We start from the raw sequence: 18,123 nt of genomic DNA on the forward strand, positions 1-18,123 counted from the left end.
CCGAGTCCGACGTACGCTCCGACGCGGAGCACCCACCCGATGCGAGAGCCCGATGCGAGAGGCGGCCCATGAGCATGGACGAGCGGAGGATCGCGACCCGGTTCGCCGGCTTCGACCAGGACGGCAACGGATACATCGACCGCGAGGACTTCTATGTCGCGGCCAAGGCGCTGCTCGCCGAGTTCGAGACGCCGGCCCGCTGCGACAAGGGGCAGGCGCTGTTCGCGGGAGCCGAGGCGTTCTGGCAGGGCATGGCCGGGATCGCCGATGTGGACGGGGACCAGCGGGTGACCCGGGAGGAGTTCGTGACCGGGGCCGTGAAGCGGCTGCGGGACAGCCCGGAGCGGTTCGCCGAGATCGCCCGCCCGTTCCTGCGGGCGGCCATCGCCGTGGCCGACCCCGAGGGCCCCGGGGTCGGCGCGGACGCGGCCCGGCGGGTCCTGGGCATCCTGGGCGTCGAGGCCCAGGTCGCCGCGGGCGCCGTCGCGGCGCTGGATGCGGACGGGGACGGGCGGATCTCGGAGGAAGAGGTCGTACGGGGCTTCGCGCTGTACTTCACCGTGCCCGAGTGAAGCGAGCGGGGCCCCGCCCCGCTCCACCGAATCCCGCTACGCCCACCACCTGCTCCCGCTGCGCCGACTGCTCCCGCTACGCCGAATAACGCTCCCTGAGCCGGTACTTGAGCACCTTGCGCAGCGTCTCGTTGCGCGGCAGCGCCGCCACGACCTCCACCTGCTCGGGCAGCTTGAACGTCGACAGGCCCTGGCCGCGCAGGTACGCCGTCACCGTGTCCAGGGTCAACTCCTCGGCCCCGTCGTGCAGTTCGAGCACCGCGCACACCCGTTCGCCCCGCTCCGCGTCCGGCAGGCCGATCACCGCCGCGTCCTGGACCGCGGGGTGTTCGTGCAGCAGGTCCTCGATCTCCTTCGCCGAGATGTTCTCGCCCTTGCGGATGATGATGTCCTTGGCGCGGCCGGTCAGGACCAGGTGTCCGGTGGGGAGCAGGTGGCCGAGGTCGCCGGTGATCAGGAAGCCGTCCGCGTCGAAGGCCTCCGCGGTCTGCTTCGGGTCCAGGTAGCCCTGGCAGACGGCCTCGCCGCGCAGCCGGACCTCGCCGTCGACGCCCGCCGGGACCTGCTTGCCGTCCGCGTCGACGATGCAGATCTCCATGCCCTCGGGCGGGCGGCCCTCCGTCGTCGCCAGCATCTGCGGTGTGTCGTCCGGGGCGCCCATCGTGATCATCGGGACCTCGGACATGCCGTATCCGTGGGTGAGTTGGACGTCCATCTCGCGGACCACCGCGTGGTAGATCTCGGGAGGCTTCGGCGCTCCGCCGCCCGCGAGCAGGCGCAGGGTGGGGATCACCTTGCGCGTCGGGTCCTTGCGCTGCTCGGCCAGGAACATCGAGTAGAACGCCGTCGAGCCGCCCGCCACGGTGACCCCGTGCCGCCGGTACTCGTCGAGCGCGTCCGGCAGCGCGAACTGCTCGAACATCACGGCCGGGAAGCCGTACAGGAGCAGCATCACCGTGTAGTCGGGGCCCGCGATGTGCGCGTAGGGGAACGCCATCGAGCCGACGTCCGTGGCGGACAGGTGCAGGGCGTGGGCCAGGCACGAGCCGCCCGCTATCAGGGAACGGTCCGTGTGCAGCACGCCCTTGGGGTCCGAGGTCGTGCCCGAGGTCCAGTAGATGAAGCGCACCGTCGTGCCGTCGGCGGGCGGCGGCGGCAGGACCGCGGGGTCGCCCTCGGGCAGGTTCTCGTACGCCTCGAAGATGCCGCGGGCGCCGAGCCCGCGGGCCATCGCGGTGTGGTCGAAGCCCCGCCAGGTGCCCGGCGTCGCGAAGAACTCCGCCTTCGACTCCCGCAGCGCGAAGCCGACTTCCTTGTCCCGGTAGAACGGGATGATCGGCGTCTGGACCGCGCCGATGCGGGCCAGGGCGAAGGCGAGCAGGGCCGTCTCGATGCGGGTGGGCAGTTGCCAGGCCACCACTGTTCCCGGGCGGACGCCCCTCTCGTGCAGGCCCGCCGCCACCCGCTCGCCGCGGTCGCGCAACTCACCGAAGGTCAGCGTCCGTTCGCCCTGCAGCAGGACCGGGCGGTCGGGAGTGAGGGCGGCGCGGCGTTCGACCAGTTCCCAGAGCGTGCGTGCGGCTCCGAGGGCGTGCGCGGTGTCCGTCATTGCCGTGACCCCCAACAGACGTAAGCGAACTGACGGTTCGTCAGATATGGCTCAGAGCGTAAGCCCGCACTTCTTGTCGGTCCAGAGGCGCGCGGCTAGCCTGGAATCTGACGGGCCATCAGAAAACTAGGGGTGCTCATGACGGAACTGCCGCGCATCGTCAGCGTCGACGACCACGTGATCGAACCGGCCCATCTCTTCGAGACCTGGCTGCCGGCGAAGTACCGGGACCGCGGTCCCAAGGCGCTGACCGCGGGAATCGGTGAACTCGCCTATGTGGCGGGGAAGTACCAGATCACGATGGACCCGGACGGGCCGCCCACGGACTGGTGGATCTACGAGGACCTGAAGTTCCCGTACAAGCGCAACATCGCCGCCGTCGGCTTCGACCGCGACGACATGACGCTGGAGGGCATCACGCGTGCCGAGATGCGGCGCGGGTGCTGGGACCCCAAGGCGCGGCTCGCGGACATGGACCTCAACCACGTCGAGGCCTCGCTCTGCTTCCCCACCTTCCCCCGCTTCTGCGGCCAGACCTTCGCCGAGGCGCACGACAAGGAAGTCGCCCTGGCCTGCGTGCGCGCGTACAACGACTGGATGGTCGAGGAGTGGTGCGGCGACAGCGGCGGCCGGCTCATCCCGCTGTGCATCATCCCGCTGTGGGACATCGACCTCGCCGTCGCCGAGATCCGGCGCAACGCCGCCCGGGGCGTCCGCGCGGTCACCTTCTCGGAGATCCCCACCTATCTCGGGCTGCCGTCCATCCACTCCGGGTACTGGGACCCGTTCTTCGCGGTGTGCCAGGAGACCGGCACGGTGGTGAACATGCACATCGGGTCGTCCAGCCAGATGCCCGCCGCGTCCCCCGACGCGCCGCCCGCCGTGCAGGCCTCGCTCAGCTTCAACAACGCCATGGCCTCGATGATGGACTTCCTCTTCAGCGGTGTGCTCGTGAAGTTCCCGCAGCTCAAACTCGCGTACAGCGAGGGGCAGATGGGCTGGATCCCGTACGCCCTCGAGCGCGCCGACGACGTGTGGGAGGAGCACCGCGCGTGGGGCGGCGTCCGCGACCTGATCCCCGAGCCGCCGTCGACGTACTACTACCGGCAGATGTTCTGCTGCTTCTTCCGCGACAAGCACGGCGTCGCCTCGCTGGACGTCGTCGGGCGGGACAACGCGACCTTCGAGACCGACTATCCGCACGTCGACTCGACCTTCCCGAACACCAAGGAGGTCGCCCTCGACCACGTGAAGGGCCTCGACGACGAGACGGTCTACAAGCTGATGCGCGGCAACGCCATCCGCATGCTCGGCCTGGACCTAGACAAGCACGGCAAGTAGGCCGCCCTCCATGGACCTCACGTACACGGACGAGGAAGAGGAGTTCCGGGCGCGGCTGCGGGAGTGGCTGGGCGGTGTGCTGCCCACGCTCCCGCCGAAGCCGTCGCCCGGCGACTGGCCGGGGCGGCGCGCCTACGACACGGGCTGGCAGCGCAGGCTGTACGACGCCGGGTACGGGGGCGTGCACTGGGACGCCTCGCCGACCACCCGGCTGATCTTCCTGGAGGAGACGGAGAAGGCGGGCGCCCCGTACGTGGGAGCCAACTTCGTGGGGCTGCTGCACGCGGGGCCCACCATCGCCGCCGAGGGCAGCGAGCGGCAGCGGGCGCGCTGGCTGGAGCCGGTGCTGCGCGGCGACGAGGTGTGGTGCCAGGGCTTCAGCGAGCCGGACGCCGGATCGGATCTGGCCGCCCTGCGCACGCGGGCCGTGCGCGACGGCGACGAGTACGTGATCACCGGCTCGAAGATCTGGACCTCGCACGCCGAGGTCGCCGACTGGTGCGAACTGCTCGTGCGTACCGACCCGTCCGCCGCCAAGCACCGCGGCATCACCTGGCTCGCCATGCCGATGGACGCACCGGGCATCACGGTCAGGCCGCTGCGCACGCTCGCCGGTTCGACGGAGTTCGCCGAGATGTTCCTCGACGAGGTGCGGGTGCCGGTCGGCAACCGGGTCGGGGAGGAGAACGACGGCTGGCGCGTGACCATGGTGACCCTGTCGTTCGAGCGCGGCACGGCCTTCGTCGGGGAGGTCGTCGCCTGTCGGCGCACGCTCGGCGAGCTGGCCGCACACGCCAGGAAGAGCGGCCGCTGGGACGACGCGGTGCTGCGCCGCGAACTCGCGCTGCTGAGCGCCGAGTTCGGCGCCCTGTGGCGGCTCACCCAGTGGAACGTGAGCGAGTCGCAGGCCAGTGGCGGCGTCCCCGGCGTCGGCGGCTCCGTCTTCAAGCTGCGGTACTCGCACGCGCGCCAGCGGCTCTACGACGTCGCGGCCCGGGTGCTCGGCGGCGCGGGCGCCCTGGACGTGGACCAGGAGTGGACCCTCGACCGGCTGTCGTCGCTGTCGTACACGATCGCGGCCGGTACGTCGCAGATCCAGCGCAACATCGTCGCCGAGCGCATCCTCGGCCTGCCCAAGGGACCGAAGGGGGGCCGCTGACCGTGCACTTCCAACTGAGCGTGGAACAGCGGGCATTGAAGGACGGCACGCGGGACCTGCTCGCCGGGCGGTTCGGCCGGGACGCGCTGCGGGACGCCGTGGAGCGGCCCGTGGTGGACCGGGCCCTGTGGCGCGAGCTCGGCGCCGCCGGGCTGTTCTCGCTGTGCCTGCCGGAGGCCGACGGCGGGGTCGGACTCGGCCTGCCGGAGGCCGTCGTGGTCTTCGAGGAGTGCGGGCGGGCGCTGGTGCCGGGGCCGCTCGTCGCCACGTTCCTCGCGGCCGGCGAGGTGGCCGGCGCGGCTACGGGCGAGGCGGTCGTGACGCGGCCGTACGGCGGGCTCGTGCCCTGGCTCGACGAGGCCGACGCGGTGCGCGGCGCGGTGACGGGCGCCGTCCCGCTCACCTCGGTCGACCCGCTCACCCCGCTGCACCGGGTGCCGGGCGAACCGGTCGCACCCCCGCCAGAGGCCACCCTGCTGTACGCCGCCGAACAGCTCGGCTCGGCGGGCCGCACCCTCGACATGGCGGTCCAACACGCCCGGGAGCGCGAGCAGTTCGGGCAACCTGTCGGCGCCTTCCAGGCCGTGAAACACCTCTGTGCCGAGATGCTGGTGCGCGTGGAAGTGGCCCGCGCCGCGGTCTACGCCGCGGCCGTCACCCGGGACCCGGTGGAGATCGCCGCGGCCGAACTCCTCGCCGACGAGGCCGCCGTGCAGGGCGCACGCGACTGCCTCCAGGTGCACGGCGGCATGGGCTTCACCTGGGAAGCCGATGTCCATCTGCATCTGAAGCGGGCCTGGGTGCGGGCCGAGTTGGGGGGCAGCGCACGGGCCGCGGAGGAGGTTCTCGCGGCAGCTCTCTAGCGGCTGCGCAGCCACTTCGTAGAGCGGCTGCGGCAGTTCTGGATCCGGGCTCTAGCGAATGGTGCACGCACAGTGACGGTGCGTCGATATCGGGTTGTGTCCTTCGCGGGGCTCGTCACGGCGCGGAGTCGGCCTCCGGCTCCGGTACCTTGTGGCAGATGCGAGTGGTGCTGAACCCGAGCGAAGGTTCCGGTGTTGCCTCCGAGGCGGCTCCGGGGGCCGGGATGCGCGCCGCTCACAGGGCAGGGCGGCGTATCGCGCCCGCCTGTTCGACCCCCCGCGAGACGCGTCGCACAGTATGCCGCACGCGTACTCCTTCGCGCTGGAATATGCCCGAAGCGCTTGTTGTGGTGACTGTACGTCAACCATGCTGTGCAGCAAGGAGATCACGGACCGTGATCCCACTCGGTGGCCAGGATGGTCAGTGGCGCGAGGCAGAACTCCAACGGTCCCGCCGGATTCGGATGGTGTGAGCGGTGCAGGTGCTTCAGGTTCAGCTGGAGGTCGGGGCCGACCCCGCAGAGGTGGGTCGGGCCCGCAGGTGGGCGCGTTCGCGGCTCGCCGGCTCGGGGATAGAGCCCGATGAGCCGATCGCCGAGACGCTGATCCTGATCGTCTCCGAACTCGTGACGAACGCCGTGGTGCACACCGGGAATCCGGCCGTGCTGCGCATGGTGCTGCCCGACGGTTCCGACGTCCGGGAGGCGTGTCTCGGGACCGTGCGCGTGGAGGTCGCCGACTCCTGCGCCAGGCCCCCGGCACCCCGGCACGCGGACCGCGACGAGACGAACGGGCGCGGCCTGGAGCTCGTCGACGGGCTCGCCGACCGCTGGGGCTGGCGGCCCGAGGGCGCGGGCAAGACGATCTGGTGCGAGATCGACCGGTGCGCTGCCGCCGGTGCCGCCGGGGGCGGCTGGGCCTCCGGCGTGAGTGCGCCGGGTTCACTCCTGCCCAATGCTTCTGTGAGCGCCTGAACATTCTGCGCATTAACCGCAAATACCCGGAAGGGTGTTGACGCCGCGTGTCCGTTTGATCACGCTTGTGGTCAGCGATTCGCGCTGCGAGGGGATTGTCGAGGGCCCTTGTGACGGGGGCCCTCGGCGAAATATCGGGTCGCGGTTCGCCGTGCTCCCGGCCTAGAAGACCGCCACCGGCGCCACCGGGGTTCCCGTCCCTCCCTGGAAGGGCTCCGGCATCGCCGACAGCAGGAAGCTGTGGCGGCCGATCTCTCCACAGGCTGTGGACAGAGATTCCAGGTTCCAGTTCTGGCCCTGGAGCATGCCCATCTCGACCAGGTCGAGGGCGTGCACCGGCAGCCAGAGGTTCTCGATCTCCGGCGGGAAGATCTCGAAGGTCAGGGTGTCGTTCGCGACCGCCGCGACGTCGCGGGCGTGGAACCACTCGGGGGTGCGCACGGACAGGCCCGGTGACGGGTAGCCGTACGCGTGCTTGTCGCCGGCCAGGTACACCTGGATCTGGCCCGTGCGGACCAGGACGATGTCGCCCGCGCGGACCTCGACGCGGCCGAACTCCGCTGCCTCGTCCAGGTCTTGGGGCGTCACCGCGTGGTCGCCGGGCAGCCGGTCCAGGCCCTTGGCCGCCGCCACGTCGAGCAGGACGCCGCGCGAGACGACGTACGGGGCCTTGTCGATGCCGCTGAACCGGGCGCCGCCGTGCGCCGTGATGGTGTCCGCCGGGCGGCCGTTGTAGAGCTTGCCCGAGTGCGAGACGTGGGTGAGGGCGTCCCAGTGCGTGGCCGCCTGCAGGCCCATCGTCACCGCGTCGTCGCTGCAGGCCACCGTGCCGGGGCCGAAGATCTCCTGGTTGATCTGGACCATGGAGTGGAGCGGATTGATGCGGCCGGGGATCATCCCGGACTGGACGCCGTCCTCCTTGAGGGGCAGCGCGAGCGGGACGCGGCGGCCCGTGCGGACCTCCGCGGCGGCCTCCCGCACGACCTCGTCCGAGATCAGGTTCAGGGTGCCGATCTCGTCCGCATCCCCCCAACGCCCCCAGTTGTTCACGCGTTTGGCGATGTCGTGGAACTCGGCGGGCAGGGGCATCGGGTCCTCCCGGGTCTTGTGTTCCGGTATCTGACGGGTCGTAGAATCCGAACCCGAGGGAAATCTAACGGGTCGTCAGAAACCGCGGGAAGGGGCCGGACGTGGGGAACTTCTTGGCAGGCAAGGTCATCGCCGTGACGGGGGCGGGGCGCGGCATCGGGCGGGCCGTCGCGCTCGCCTGCGCCGCCGAGGGCGCGAAGGTCGTCGTCAACGACTACGGCGTATCCATCGAGGGCGGCGAGCCGACGTCCGACGTGGCGCTCGGCGTCGTCAAGGAGATAGAAGCGGCCGGTGGTTCCGCCGTCGCCGTCGCCGACGACGTGTCCAGCATGGCGGGCGGGCAGCGGATCGTGGACACGGCCGTCGAGGAGTTCGGCCGGATCGACGGGGTCGTGTGCGTCGCCGGGATCCTGCGCGAGCGGATGCTCTTCAACATGTCCGAGGAGGAGTGGGACCCCGTCGTCGCCACCCATCTGAAGGGCACGTTCACTGTTTTTCGTGCCGCCTCTGCCGTGATGCGCAAGCAGGGGACCGGGACGCTCATCGGGTTCACCAGCGGCAACCACCAGGGGTCCGTCGCGCAGGCCAACTACAGCGCCGCCAAGGGCGGGATCATCTCGCTGGTGCGCAGCGCCGCGCTGGGGCTCAACAAGTACGGCGTCACGGCCAACGCGGTGGCGCCCGTCGCCCGTACGCGCATGTCGGCCAACGTGCCGATGGAGCTGAAGGAGATCGGGGAGCCGGAGGACGTCGCGGCCCTGGTCGTCTATCTGCTGAGCGACCGCGCCCGCGAGGAGAAGATCACCGGGCAGGTCTACACCGTCGCCGGGCCGAAGATCGCCGTGTGGGCGCAGCCGCGTGAGCTGCGCGCCGGGTACGCGGAGGGCGGGTCCTGGACGCCCGAGAAGATCGCGGACTTCCTGCCGGGGACCGTCGGGACCGACCCGATGCCGATGCTGGCGGTGCTCGAGGAGATGGCGCGGGCCGCCGCCGCCAAGGAACGGCCCAATCAGTGACCGCGTGCGGTCCTTCAACTAGGCGGTGGGCGCGTGGAGTTCGGGTTCGGGGCTGAGGACGGTGCCTTCCGGCGGGAGGCCAGGCAGTGGCTCGAGGGGCATCTCGTCGGGCGGTTCGCGGGCGCCGTGGGGCGGGGCGGGCCCGGCAGTGAGCACGAAGGCGCCGCCGAACGACGCGCCTGGGAACAGGAGTTGGGCAGCGGCGGCTGGATCGGACTCGGGTGGGGCGACGGCTCGTACGGCAATCGTGTCGCCACGCTGACCCAGCAGGTCGTGTGGGCCGAGGAGTACGCGCGGGTGCGGGCGCCGGGACGCTACGGGCACATCGGCGAGAACCTGCTGGCCCCCACCCTCCTCGCGTACGGGAGCGAGGAGCAGAAGCGGCGGTTCCTGCCGCCGATCGCGCGCGGCGAGGAGCTGTGGTGCCAGGGGTACAGCGAGCCCGGCGCCGGCTCCGACCTGGCATCCCTGCGCACCGCCGCCGAGCGGGACGGCGACGGGCGGTGGCGGGTCAGCGGGCAGAAGGTGTGGACGTCGCTGGCCCACGAGGCCGACTGGTGCTTCGTGCTCGCCAGGACCGAGGCCGGTTCGCGGCGCCACCGTGGCCTTTCGTTCCTGCTGGTGCCGATGGACCAGCCGGGGCGCATCGAGGTGCGGCCGATCCGGCAGCTGACCGGCACGAGCGAGTTCAACGAGGTCTTCTTCGACGGGGCCGTCGCCGAGGAGGTCGTCGGTGACGTGGGGCAGGGATGGCGGGTCGCCATGGGGCTGCTCGCCTTCGAGCGGGGAGTCTCGACCCTGGCCCAACAGGTGGGATTCGAGGAGGAGTTGCGGGGTGTCGTGCGCGATGCCGTGAAGTCGGGGGCCGTGGGCGATCCGGTGATCGCCGAGCGGATCGTACGGCTGTGGGCCGAGTTGAAGGCCATGCGGTGGAACGCGCTGCGCACGCTCGGCGGATCCGACGAAGCGGGCGCGGGCGGTGCGCCGAGCGTCGCCAAGCTGCTGTGGGGCGGCTGGCACCAGCGGCTCGGAGAGCTCGCGCTGCGGGTGCGCGGGCCCGCCGCCGCGGTCGGGCCCGGCGACTGGTCGGCCGACGCTCCTTACGAACTCGACGAGCAGCAAAGGCTGTTCCTGTTCAGCCGGGCCGACACCATCTACGGCGGCTCGGACGAGATCCAGCGCACCATCATCGCCGAGCGGGTGCTCGGCCTGCCCAGGGAGGAACCGGCGTCATGAGGGGTGTTCTGTTCGACGGCCAACAGGCCGTGGTCGTGGACGACTTGGAGATACGCGAGCCGGGACCCGGGGAGGTGCTCGTCGCCGTCGCCGCGGCCGGGCTCTGTCACTCCGACCTGTCGGTGATCGACGGGACGATCCCGTTCCCGCGGCCCGTCGTGCTCGGGCACGAGGGCGCCGGTGTCGTCGAGGCGATCGGCGCCGGGGTCACGCACGTGGTGCCGGGCGACCACGTGTCGCTGTCGACGCTCGCCAACTGCGGGGCCTGCGCCGAGTGCGACCGGGGTCGGCCGACCATGTGCCGCAAGGCGATCGGGATGCCGGGGCAGCCGTTCTCGCGGGGCGGGAAGCCGATCTACCAGTTCGCGTCGAACTCCGCGTTCGCCGAGCGGACCGTCGTCAAGGCCGTCCAGGCGGTGAAGATCCCGAAGGAGATCCCGCTGACCTCCGCGGCCCTGATCGGCTGCGGCGTGCTCACCGGAGTGGGCGCCGTCCTCAACCGGGCCCGGGTCGACCGCGGCGACTCGGTCGTCGTCATCGGCACCGGCGGCGTAGGGCTCAACGTGCTCCAAGGGGCCCGTATCGCTGGGGCGTTGAGGATCGTCGCGGTGGACAACAACCCGGCGAAGGAGGAGGTCGCGCGGCAGTTCGGGGCGACCGAGTTCCTCACGGACGTCGCCGAGGTGCGCAGCGTGCTGCCGGACGGGGCCGACCACGTCTTCGAGTGCGTCGGCCGGGTGGAGCTGGTGCGGGCCGCGATCGACCTGCTCGACCGGCACGGCCAGGCCGTGCTCCTCGGCATGCCGGCGGCCGACGCGGAGGCGTCGTTCGTCCCGGCCCAGCTGTTCCTGGACAAGTCGGTGCTCGGCTGCCGGTACGGCTCCTCGCGGCCGCAGCGCGACATCCGGCTCTACGCGGACCTGTACGCCGAAGGGCGCCTGCTGCTCGACGAGTTGGTGACGCGGACCTACCCCGTCGAGGACTTCGGGAAGGCGGTCGAGGACGCGGAGGCGGGGCGGGTGGCGCGCGGGGTGCTCACGTTCTGAGCGGTGCGTGGGGAGGGCGTGGGCTGTTAAGTGCCAGTAAACAGTGGGGAGTTACGGCTGTGGATTGAGCGCGGACGGGTTGTGTAGAAAGTGTGAGCGAATCAGTATGTGCTCGGTCGTCTTTCTGTCGCATGTCGATCGCATGCCTGTCGCATGCCTGCCTCATGGCGACCGAACCTGTTCGTTTCGCGCTCACCTCCTTGAAGGGTGCACACCCATGCCGGAAGCAGCTCTGCCCCCGCTGTGGCTCCAGGGCCGGTCCGCGGTCATCGACGCCGCGGACCCGGCCGACTGGCGCGAGGGCGCCCCCGACTACCACCTCTCCCACACGGTGATGCCGGGACAGCGCACCACCGAGCACGCCCCCGGCTCCCTCGAAGCGATCGTCGAGGGCGTCGTGCAGGTCTTCGAGATGGAGGTCTCGCACAAGCACGACCCGGCGACCTGGGTGTCGATGGTCGCGGAGAAGTTCCGTACGCGGGTCAACGGCGGGCCGTGGGCCGACTCCGCCGACATCGCGGAGCGCGGCAGCTACAACATCCTCATCGGGGACAGCATCTTCTACGCACAGGGCTCCGAGTCCTTCGAGTCCTCCCACCACGTCTTCCACACCGCCTTCCCCGGCGGGTTCTTCTGGGAGGTCACCGAGGTGCTGTCCGGGCCGCCCGTCATCGCCTTCAAGTGGCGGCACTGGGGCGCCTTCGAGGGCTCGTACAAGGGATTCGGGGCGACCGGCGAGAAGATCGAGATGTTCGGCGTGAGCATCGCCAAGGTCGACGAGGACCTCAAGCTCCTCGAGGTCGAGCACTTCTACGACCCGAACGCCTTCCTGGGCAAGCTCACCGGGGGCTGCCCGGTCGCGCACTGAGGGCTTTTGACACGAGTTCTAGGCTTCGGGGGATGAGCTATCGCGCCCTCGCCCGCAAGTCCGTCCTGGCCTGGGCCGGGGTCGCCGTCGGGGCGCGGATGCCCGTCGCCATGGCGCCCCTGGCCCTCGTCTTCCTCGTACGCGAGCGGCCCGGCGGATACACGCTGGGCGCTCTGCTCGCCGCCGCGTACGTCGTCGGCGAGATCGTCGGCGCACCCCTGCTCGGCATGCGGATACGGGCCGAGCGGGCGCGGCCGCAGCTGGCCGTCGGGCTCGCCGTGGGAGCCGTCGGGTTCGGTGCGCTCGGCGCCCTGCCCGCGGCGCCCGTGCCGCTGCTCGCGCTCTTCGCGTGCCTCGCCGGGGGAGCCCCGGCGGCCGCGCCCGGCGGGCTTCGGGCGCTGCTCACCGGCCTCGTCCCGAAGCGGGCCGTCGCGCAGGCGCTGTCCTTCGAGTCGGTGCTGACCTTCGGGGTGTGGGCGCTCTCACCCGCGGCGACGGCGGGCCTCGCGCTGTCCGTCGCCCCGCGGGTGCCGCTGCTCCTCGCGGCCGGGCTCATGGCGGTGGCGGTGCCCGGGCTCTGGCTGCTGCCGGCGGGCTGGTCGGCCGGCGCGGGCGAACCGCGGGCGGGCGCACGGGTGTTGCTGCGGGCCTGGCCGGTCTATGTCACCGGGGCCGCGAGCCTGTCGCTGCTCGCGATGGCCGAGCTGATCCTGCCCGCCCTGCTCGAACAGCGCGGCCTGGGCGTCGGGTTGGCGGGTCCGCTGCTCGCCGGGTTCTCCGTGGGATCGTCGGTCGGGGCGTTCGTGTACGGGCTCAGGTCGTGGCCGGGGCGGCTCGCGACCCAGGGGCTCGTGCTGCTGCTCACCGTCGCCGGGTGCGTGGCGGTGGTGGCGCTCGTGCCGTCGGCCGCGGTGATCGCGGTGGCGCTCGCGGTGGCCGGATTCTTCCAGGCGGGCGCGATGCTGACCCGCAACCTGGCCCTGCGGGAGATCCTCCCGGAGGGGGCCCTCGCGGCGGGCTACTCCGTGATGTACGCGGCGGTGGGGGCCGGCTACGCGGGCAGCGGGGCGCTGGCGGGAGGGCTGTTGCGGGTGGTGTCCGCTCAGGGGGCGGTGCTTGCGGGGGTGGGGGTGACGGTGGTCCTGGCCGTGGTCGGGGCGGTGTACCAGGGGGCGGATCGCAGCGCCGTGGCACCGCCGGCGGCGCCCGGCGAGCGAGGGTCCGGGCAGCGCCGCGTCGATCAGCAGCAGTGACTCATCCCGCGGCGCGGAACGTGCGGCGGTACGCCGTCGGCGTCACCCCGAGCGCCGCCTGCAGGTGCTGCCGCATCGACTGGGCCGTGCCGAACCCCGCGTCCTGCGCCACCTGGTCGATGGAGAGCACGGAGGACTCCAGCAGACAGCGGGCCCGCTCGACCCGCTGCTGGGTCAGCCACTGGCCGGGGCTGATGCCGACCTCCTCACGGAAGCGGCGCGTGAAGGTGCGGACGGACATGGACTCCTGCTCGGCCATGTCGCGCAGCTGGATCGGCTCGTGGAGCCGGGCGAGGGCCCAGGCCCTGGCGGCCGTGGTGGTCGCCAACTGGGCCTCGGGGACGGGGCGTTGGATGTACTGGGACTGTCCGCCGTCCCGGTGCGGGGGCACGACCGTGCGGCGGGCCACGTCGTTGGCGACGGCCGCGCCGTGGTCGCGGCGCACGATGTGCAGGCACAGGTCGATCCCGGCGGCGACCCCGGCGGAGGTCAGCACGTCGCCGTCGTCGATGAACAGGACCTCCGCGTCGACGCGTACGGCGGGGAACATCCGCTGGAAGGCGTCCGCATCCGCCCAGTGCGTGGTCGCGGGCCGGCCGTCGAGGTACCCGGCGGCGGCGAGCACCCAGCTTCCGGTGCAGATGGAGACCAGGCGCGTACCGGGCCGGATCCGGGCGAAGGCGGCCTCGAGGTCGGGGGTGAGGCGGCCGTGCTCGTAGACCGGGCCGAGTTCGTACGACGCCGGAACGATCACGGTGTCGGCGGTGGCGAGTGCCCGGGGGCCGTGCTCGACGAGGATCGAGAAGTCGGCGTCGGTCCCGACCCGGCCCGGACCGCGGGCCGAGCAGGTCGTCACCTCGTACAGCGGGCGCCCCGCCGCGTCCCGCGCGCGGCCGAAGATCCGCTGGGGGATGCCCAGTTCGAAGGGGATCACGCCGTCGAGGGCGAGCACGGTGACCCGGTGCGGGGCGGACTGGGGCGCGGACGTCATGGCCCGATCCTAGCGAATACTGTCATTCGGGCCACTCGTTCGGGCGGGCCGCTTGCCGGATTCTGTGAGGCGTGACGACGCAGACGCAGCACCCCGCACCCCGCACCGGACCGGCCGACCGCGGCAGACGACGCCCGCACCGGGCCTGGGCCGTCGCCGCGGTGACCTTCGTGACGATCATCGGCGCCGCCGCCTTCGCTTCTCTGCCCGGACTCCTCATCGAGCCGCTGCACGACCCGCAGACGGGCTTCGGCTGGTCGCGCGGCACCATCGGGTTCGCCGTGTCGGTGAACCTCGCGCTGTACGGCATCACCGCGCCGTTCGCCGCCGCGCTCATGGACCGCTTCGGCATACGCAAGGTCGTCGCCCTCGCCCTCATGGTCATCTCGGTGGGTTCGCTGCTCACCGTGTGGATGACGGCCGCCTGGCAACTCGTCCTGTATTGGGGCGTGTTGGTCGGCCTCGGCAGCGGCTCGATGGCCCTGGCCTTCGCGGCGACCGTCACCAACCGCTGGTTCGTCGCCCGGCGCGGCCTGGTCACGGGCCTGCTCACCGCGGCCGGCGCCTCGGGTCAACTGGTCTTCCTGCCGCTGCTCGCCTGGATCGTCGACCACCACAACTGGCGGCCCGCGGCGGTCACGGTCGCCCTGGCCGCGTTCGCCGTCGTCCCGTTCGTGTGGCTGCTGCTGCGCGACCACCCGGCCGACGTGGGCGTCAAGCCCTACGGGTCCGAGGAGTTCGTGCCGAAGCCGGCGCCGGTGACGGGTGCGGGCCGCCGTGCGGTCACGGTTCTCTTCAAGGCGGCGAAGACGGGCCCCTTCTGGCTGCTCGCCGGGACGTTCGCGATCTGCGGCGCCTCCACCAACGGCCTCGTCAAGACGCACTTCGTGCCCGCCGCCCACGACCACGGCATGCCGGTCCCGGCCGCCGCCTCCCTGCTCGCGGTCATCGGCGTCTTCGACGTGGTCGGCACGATCGCCTCCGGCTGGTTCACGGACCGCTTCGAGGCGCGCCGCCTGCTGGCCGTCTACTACGCGCTGCGCGGCATCTCCCTGCTGTTCCTGCCGATGCTGCTCGCGCCGAACGTGCACCCGCCGATGCTCTTCTTCATCGTCTTCTACGGCCTCGACTGGGTGGCCACGGTCCCGCCGACCATCGCCCTGTGCCGCGAGCACTACGGGGAGGACAGCGCGATCGTCTTCGGCTGGGTCCTGGCCTCGCACCAGGTGGGCGCCGCGGTCGTCGCGTTCCTGGGCGGCGTGGTGCGCGACGCGACCGGCTCGTACGACCTGATCTGGTACGCGGCGGGGGCGCTGTGCGCGGTGGCGGCGCTGATGGCTCTGGTGATCCGGCGACGTGGGGTGGCGCCGTTGCGGGTGGCGGCGGCTTAGCGTCTGCGGGGCTCGGGTGGCGTTGCCGGGTGCGGGCCGGTGGGGCTTCTCGCGCCCCGCGGCGGAGCCGCTGATGACACAGCCCCGCGCCCCTGAAGGCATGCGCTGCGCGCAGCCTTCCCCGATGAGATGCCGCACGAAGTGCGCATCTCAGGGGCGCGGGGCTGTATCGATCAGCGGCTCCGCCGCGGGGCGCGACCAGCCCCCACCGGCCGTCAGCCGACGACGAACCCCCTTAATCCCCCAGGCTCGCGAAACGACCCCGGTGGAATATGAGCGGCCCCGCGGCGGAGCCGTCCGCGCCGAGTGCCGTCACCCGCCCCACCACGATCAGGTGGTCACCCCCGGTGTGCACGGCGTGGATGGCGCAGTCGACCCACGCCGCGGCGCCCTCGAGCCGCGGCGCACCGGACACCGGCGCCGCCTCGTAGGCGACCCCGGCGAACTTGTCGGCCCCGCTGACGGCGAAGGCACGGCACAACTCGTCCTGGTCCGCGCCCAGTACGTTCACGCAGAACACGCCCGCGCGCGCGATCCGCGGCCACGTCGTCGACGTACGCGCCACCATGAACACCACCAGCGGCGGGTCGAGGGAGAGCGACGAGAACGACTGGCAGGCGAACCCGGCCGGACCCTCGCCGGGCTCCGCGCCCGGGGCGGTGACGACGGTGACGCCGGTCGCGAAGGTGCCGAGGACCCGGCGGAACTCGGCGGGGTCCAGTGGCGCGCGCTCGTCGTCGCCGACGGCACGCAACTCGGGGCGGGGCAGAGCCACTGTCCCGGACCGGGGCCCCTGCGTCGTGGGCGCACCGACCGACCTGAGGTACTGGACGACGGTGGCCGCCATCCCTGCGTGTCCCATCATGACTCCAGTAGAGCTGACGGGGTGTCAGATTGGAAGGGGTGCGGGGCAGGTCCTGCGCGGGCTCGTCTATCTTCTGCGCCATGGGGTGGGGAAAGCGGGAAAGCGCAGATCAGGGCAGTCGAAGATCGATCGGGGAGTCCGAGGTGGCGGCGGCGGTCGGCGCCGCGCAGTGGCCCGCCATCGGGCTGACCGCATGGGTGGTGAAGACGACCACCGAGAACGACTACGGGCAGACCCTCGGGGGCGGCCTCGCGGCGGTCGGGCTGCTGTGCGTGCTGGTGTTCTCGCCGCCGGTCTTCGTGCTGCTGGGCCGGCTCCAGGCGGCGGCGCAGGTACGGCCCGCGCTCGCCCTCGCCGACCTGGCGCGGCGGCGCATGCGGGGCCCGGTGTGGATGTGGCGGGGGCTCGCCCTCCTGGGCGTGGGCCTGGTGTGGGCGGTCCTCCCGACCGCGCTGCACCTGTGGTCGTACGCCACGAGCGCCCTGATGTGTACGGCGATCGGCGTGCTGCCCGCGCTGGGCGCAGTGAGAGGACGCCGGAAACCGTACGGGCGGCGCGGCCTGTGGCTGCGTTCGGTGCTCGGCGGTGCGGGACTCGCCGCCTTGGCCCTCGGCGGTCTGATCGGCGCCTCGGTGACCGGGCTCCTGCGGGAGTACGAGCCGCCGAAGCTCACGAACGCCCAGCTCGTCGGGGTGTGGCGCGGTGACGGGGCCGAGCTGCGGTTGACCGCCGACAGGCGGGCGGAGCTGTCGGACGTCCCGTACGCGTACGTATGGGAGCGCGACGAGGTCGAACGGTGCGACGGCAGCGGGATATGGCTGCCCGGCACGAGCGGCGGCGGCGGTCGCCTCGAGCAGGGCGTCGAGGTGGAGGTCTCCTCGTGCGGCGATGGCGTGATCTGGACCGTCGGCGGCACTGCGGAACACCCCGAGCTGTACGTCCCGTTCGGGGACCTCGACACCCCGGATGTGCGCATCCTGCGCCGCTGAACCCCGTCGTCAGCGCCCCTTGAACTCCGGATGCCGCCGCTCGACGAAACTGGCCACCCCTTCGTTCGCGTCGTACGTCGTCATGTTCAGCTCCTGCGCCGTGGCCTCCGCGGCGAAGGCCGTGGCCCGGTCGGAGTCGAGCGAGGCGTTCACCAGGTGCTTGGTGAGGGCCAGGGCGCGGGTCGGTCCCGTGGCGAGGCGTTCGGCCCAGTCGCGGGCCGTCTTGGCCAACTCCCCGTCAGGGACGACCCGGTTGACCAGGCCGAGCCGCTCCGCGTCGGCGGCGGACAGGGCGTCGCCGAAGAACATCAGCTCCTTGGCGCGCTGCGGGCCGATCAGCCGGGGGAGCAGATAGGCGCCGCCGCCGTCGGGCACCAGGCCGCGGCGGACGAACACCTCGATGAACCGGGCCGACTCGGCGGCCAGCACCAGGTCGCAGGCGAGGGCGAGGTGGGCGCCGATGCCGGCCGCGGTGCCGTTGACGGCCGCGATCACCGGCTTCTCGCAGTCGAGGACCGCGGCGATCAGGCGCTGGGCGCCGCGCCGGATCGTACGGGAGACGTCACCCGCCACCTTCTCCTCCCGGGCCGCGGGCCCGCCGCGCAGGTCGGCGCCCGCGCAGAAGCCCTTGCCGGTGGCGGTGAGGACGACGGCGCGTACGTCCGGGTCGGCGGAGGCGTCGGCGAGCAGGGCCATGACGCGTTCGCGTTGGTCCCAGGTGACGGCGTTCATGGCGTCGGGGCGGTTCAGGGTGATCCAGGAGACGCCCTTCTCGGTGGTGTGGAGGACCTGCCGGTCGAGGGGGGTGTCGGTCATGGGGTTCCGTTTCGGGGGTCTCGGGGTTGGTGGGCGGGGGAGCGT

Annotated in this window: 17 protein-coding genes; 12 read left to right on the forward strand and 5 right to left on the reverse strand. The window is 72.0% G+C overall.

The window, feature by feature from the left end; all coding sequences use genetic code 11:
• Positions 1-74: 74 nt before the first annotated feature.
• Positions 75-572, forward strand: a complete 498-nt coding sequence (locus ACIBUY_RS40205) for an EF-hand domain-containing protein (protein ID WP_365571027.1) — start codon at positions 75-77, stop codon at positions 570-572.
• 76 nt (positions 573-648) lie between these two features.
• Here ACIBUY_RS40205 and ACIBUY_RS40210 read toward each other — a convergent pair whose 3' ends face one another.
• On the reverse strand, positions 649-2,181 hold the full coding sequence (locus ACIBUY_RS40210; protein WP_399155320.1) for a class I adenylate-forming enzyme family protein: 1,533 nt from the start codon (positions 2,179-2,181) through the stop codon (positions 649-651).
• Positions 2,182-2,319: 138 nt separating this feature from the next.
• Between ACIBUY_RS40210 and ACIBUY_RS40215 the strand changes: the two genes are divergently transcribed.
• The 4 genes from ACIBUY_RS40215 to ACIBUY_RS40230 all read left to right on the forward strand — a co-directional run bounded on the left by ACIBUY_RS40215 (position 2,320) and on the right by ACIBUY_RS40230 (position 6,518).
• Positions 2,320-3,522, forward strand: a complete 1,203-nt coding sequence (locus ACIBUY_RS40215; protein WP_365571032.1) for an amidohydrolase family protein — start codon at positions 2,320-2,322, stop codon at positions 3,520-3,522.
• Between the two features lie 10 nt (positions 3,523-3,532).
• Complete coding sequence (locus tag ACIBUY_RS40220; protein ID WP_365571035.1) at positions 3,533-4,681, forward strand: acyl-CoA dehydrogenase family protein; 1,149 nt, start codon at positions 3,533-3,535, stop codon at positions 4,679-4,681.
• 2 nt (positions 4,682-4,683) lie between these two features.
• Complete coding sequence (locus ACIBUY_RS40225; protein WP_365571037.1) at positions 4,684-5,544, forward strand: acyl-CoA dehydrogenase family protein; 861 nt, start codon at positions 4,684-4,686, stop codon at positions 5,542-5,544.
• A 476-nt stretch (positions 5,545-6,020) separates the two neighbouring features.
• A complete protein-coding gene (locus ACIBUY_RS40230) occupies positions 6,021-6,518 on the forward strand; it encodes an ATP-binding protein (protein WP_365571040.1) in 498 nt (165 codons plus the stop codon).
• Between the two features lie 162 nt (positions 6,519-6,680).
• Here the strand turns inward: ACIBUY_RS40230 and ACIBUY_RS40235 are convergent, their stop codons facing one another.
• Positions 6,681-7,607 (reverse strand): cyclase family protein, encoded by a 927-nt coding sequence (locus ACIBUY_RS40235; RefSeq protein WP_365571043.1) that lies wholly within the window; start codon positions 7,605-7,607, stop codon positions 6,681-6,683.
• 101 nt (positions 7,608-7,708) lie between these two features.
• Between ACIBUY_RS40235 and ACIBUY_RS40240 the strand changes: the two genes are divergently transcribed.
• The 5 genes from ACIBUY_RS40240 to ACIBUY_RS40260 all read left to right on the forward strand — a co-directional run bounded on the left by ACIBUY_RS40240 (position 7,709) and on the right by ACIBUY_RS40260 (position 13,026).
• Complete coding sequence (locus tag ACIBUY_RS40240; RefSeq protein WP_365571046.1) at positions 7,709-8,623, forward strand: SDR family oxidoreductase; 915 nt, start codon at positions 7,709-7,711, stop codon at positions 8,621-8,623.
• Positions 8,624-8,656: 33 nt separating this feature from the next.
• Positions 8,657-9,859 carry an acyl-CoA dehydrogenase family protein gene (locus ACIBUY_RS40245; RefSeq protein WP_365571049.1) on the forward strand — a complete coding sequence of 401 codons (1,203 nt, stop codon included), beginning with the start codon at positions 8,657-8,659 and terminating at the stop codon, positions 9,857-9,859.
• Entirely contained in the window at positions 9,856-10,905 is a 1,050-nt protein-coding gene (locus tag ACIBUY_RS40250) for a Zn-dependent alcohol dehydrogenase (protein ID WP_365571052.1), read from the forward strand. The genes ACIBUY_RS40245 and ACIBUY_RS40250 overlap by 4 nt, the downstream gene beginning before the upstream one ends.
• 217 nt (positions 10,906-11,122) lie before the next feature.
• Entirely contained in the window at positions 11,123-11,773 is a 651-nt protein-coding gene (locus ACIBUY_RS40255) for a SnoaL-like polyketide cyclase (protein ID WP_399155321.1), read from the forward strand.
• 32 nt (positions 11,774-11,805) lie between these two features.
• Positions 11,806-13,026: an MFS transporter gene (locus tag ACIBUY_RS40260; protein WP_399155322.1), complete on the forward strand. Its 1,221-nt coding sequence runs from the start codon at positions 11,806-11,808 to the stop codon at positions 13,024-13,026.
• Between the two features lies 1 nt (position 13,027).
• Here the strand turns inward: ACIBUY_RS40260 and ACIBUY_RS40265 are convergent, their stop codons facing one another.
• Positions 13,028-14,017: a GlxA family transcriptional regulator gene (locus tag ACIBUY_RS40265; RefSeq protein ID WP_399155323.1), complete on the reverse strand. Its 990-nt coding sequence runs from the start codon at positions 14,015-14,017 to the stop codon at positions 13,028-13,030.
• Between the two features lie 71 nt (positions 14,018-14,088).
• Here ACIBUY_RS40265 and ACIBUY_RS40270 point away from each other — a divergent pair, with 71 nt between their 5' ends.
• Complete coding sequence (locus ACIBUY_RS40270) at positions 14,089-15,408, forward strand: MFS transporter (RefSeq protein WP_365571061.1); 1,320 nt, start codon at positions 14,089-14,091, stop codon at positions 15,406-15,408.
• 235 nt (positions 15,409-15,643) lie between these two features.
• On the opposite strand, the gene ACIBUY_RS40275 is transcribed toward ACIBUY_RS40270, so the two are convergent.
• On the reverse strand, positions 15,644-16,273 hold the full coding sequence (locus tag ACIBUY_RS40275) for a flavin reductase family protein (protein WP_365571063.1): 630 nt from the start codon (positions 16,271-16,273) through the stop codon (positions 15,644-15,646).
• Positions 16,274-16,416: 143 nt separating this feature from the next.
• On the opposite strand from ACIBUY_RS40275, the gene ACIBUY_RS40280 reads away from it, so the two are divergent.
• Positions 16,417-17,262, forward strand: a complete 846-nt coding sequence (locus ACIBUY_RS40280) for a hypothetical protein (protein ID WP_399155324.1) — start codon at positions 16,417-16,419, stop codon at positions 17,260-17,262.
• 9 nt (positions 17,263-17,271) lie between these two features.
• On the opposite strand, the gene ACIBUY_RS40285 is transcribed toward ACIBUY_RS40280, so the two are convergent.
• The gene (locus tag ACIBUY_RS40285) at positions 17,272-18,078 is read right to left on the reverse strand and encodes an enoyl-CoA hydratase/isomerase family protein (RefSeq protein ID WP_399155325.1); all 807 of its coding nucleotides are present in this window, start codon (positions 18,076-18,078) and stop codon (positions 17,272-17,274) included.
• Positions 18,079-18,123: the final 45 nt, after the last annotated feature.

Source organism: Streptomyces sp. NPDC050085 (assembly GCF_044460595.1).
Lineage (GTDB): Bacteria > Actinomycetota > Actinomycetes > Streptomycetales > Streptomycetaceae > Streptomyces.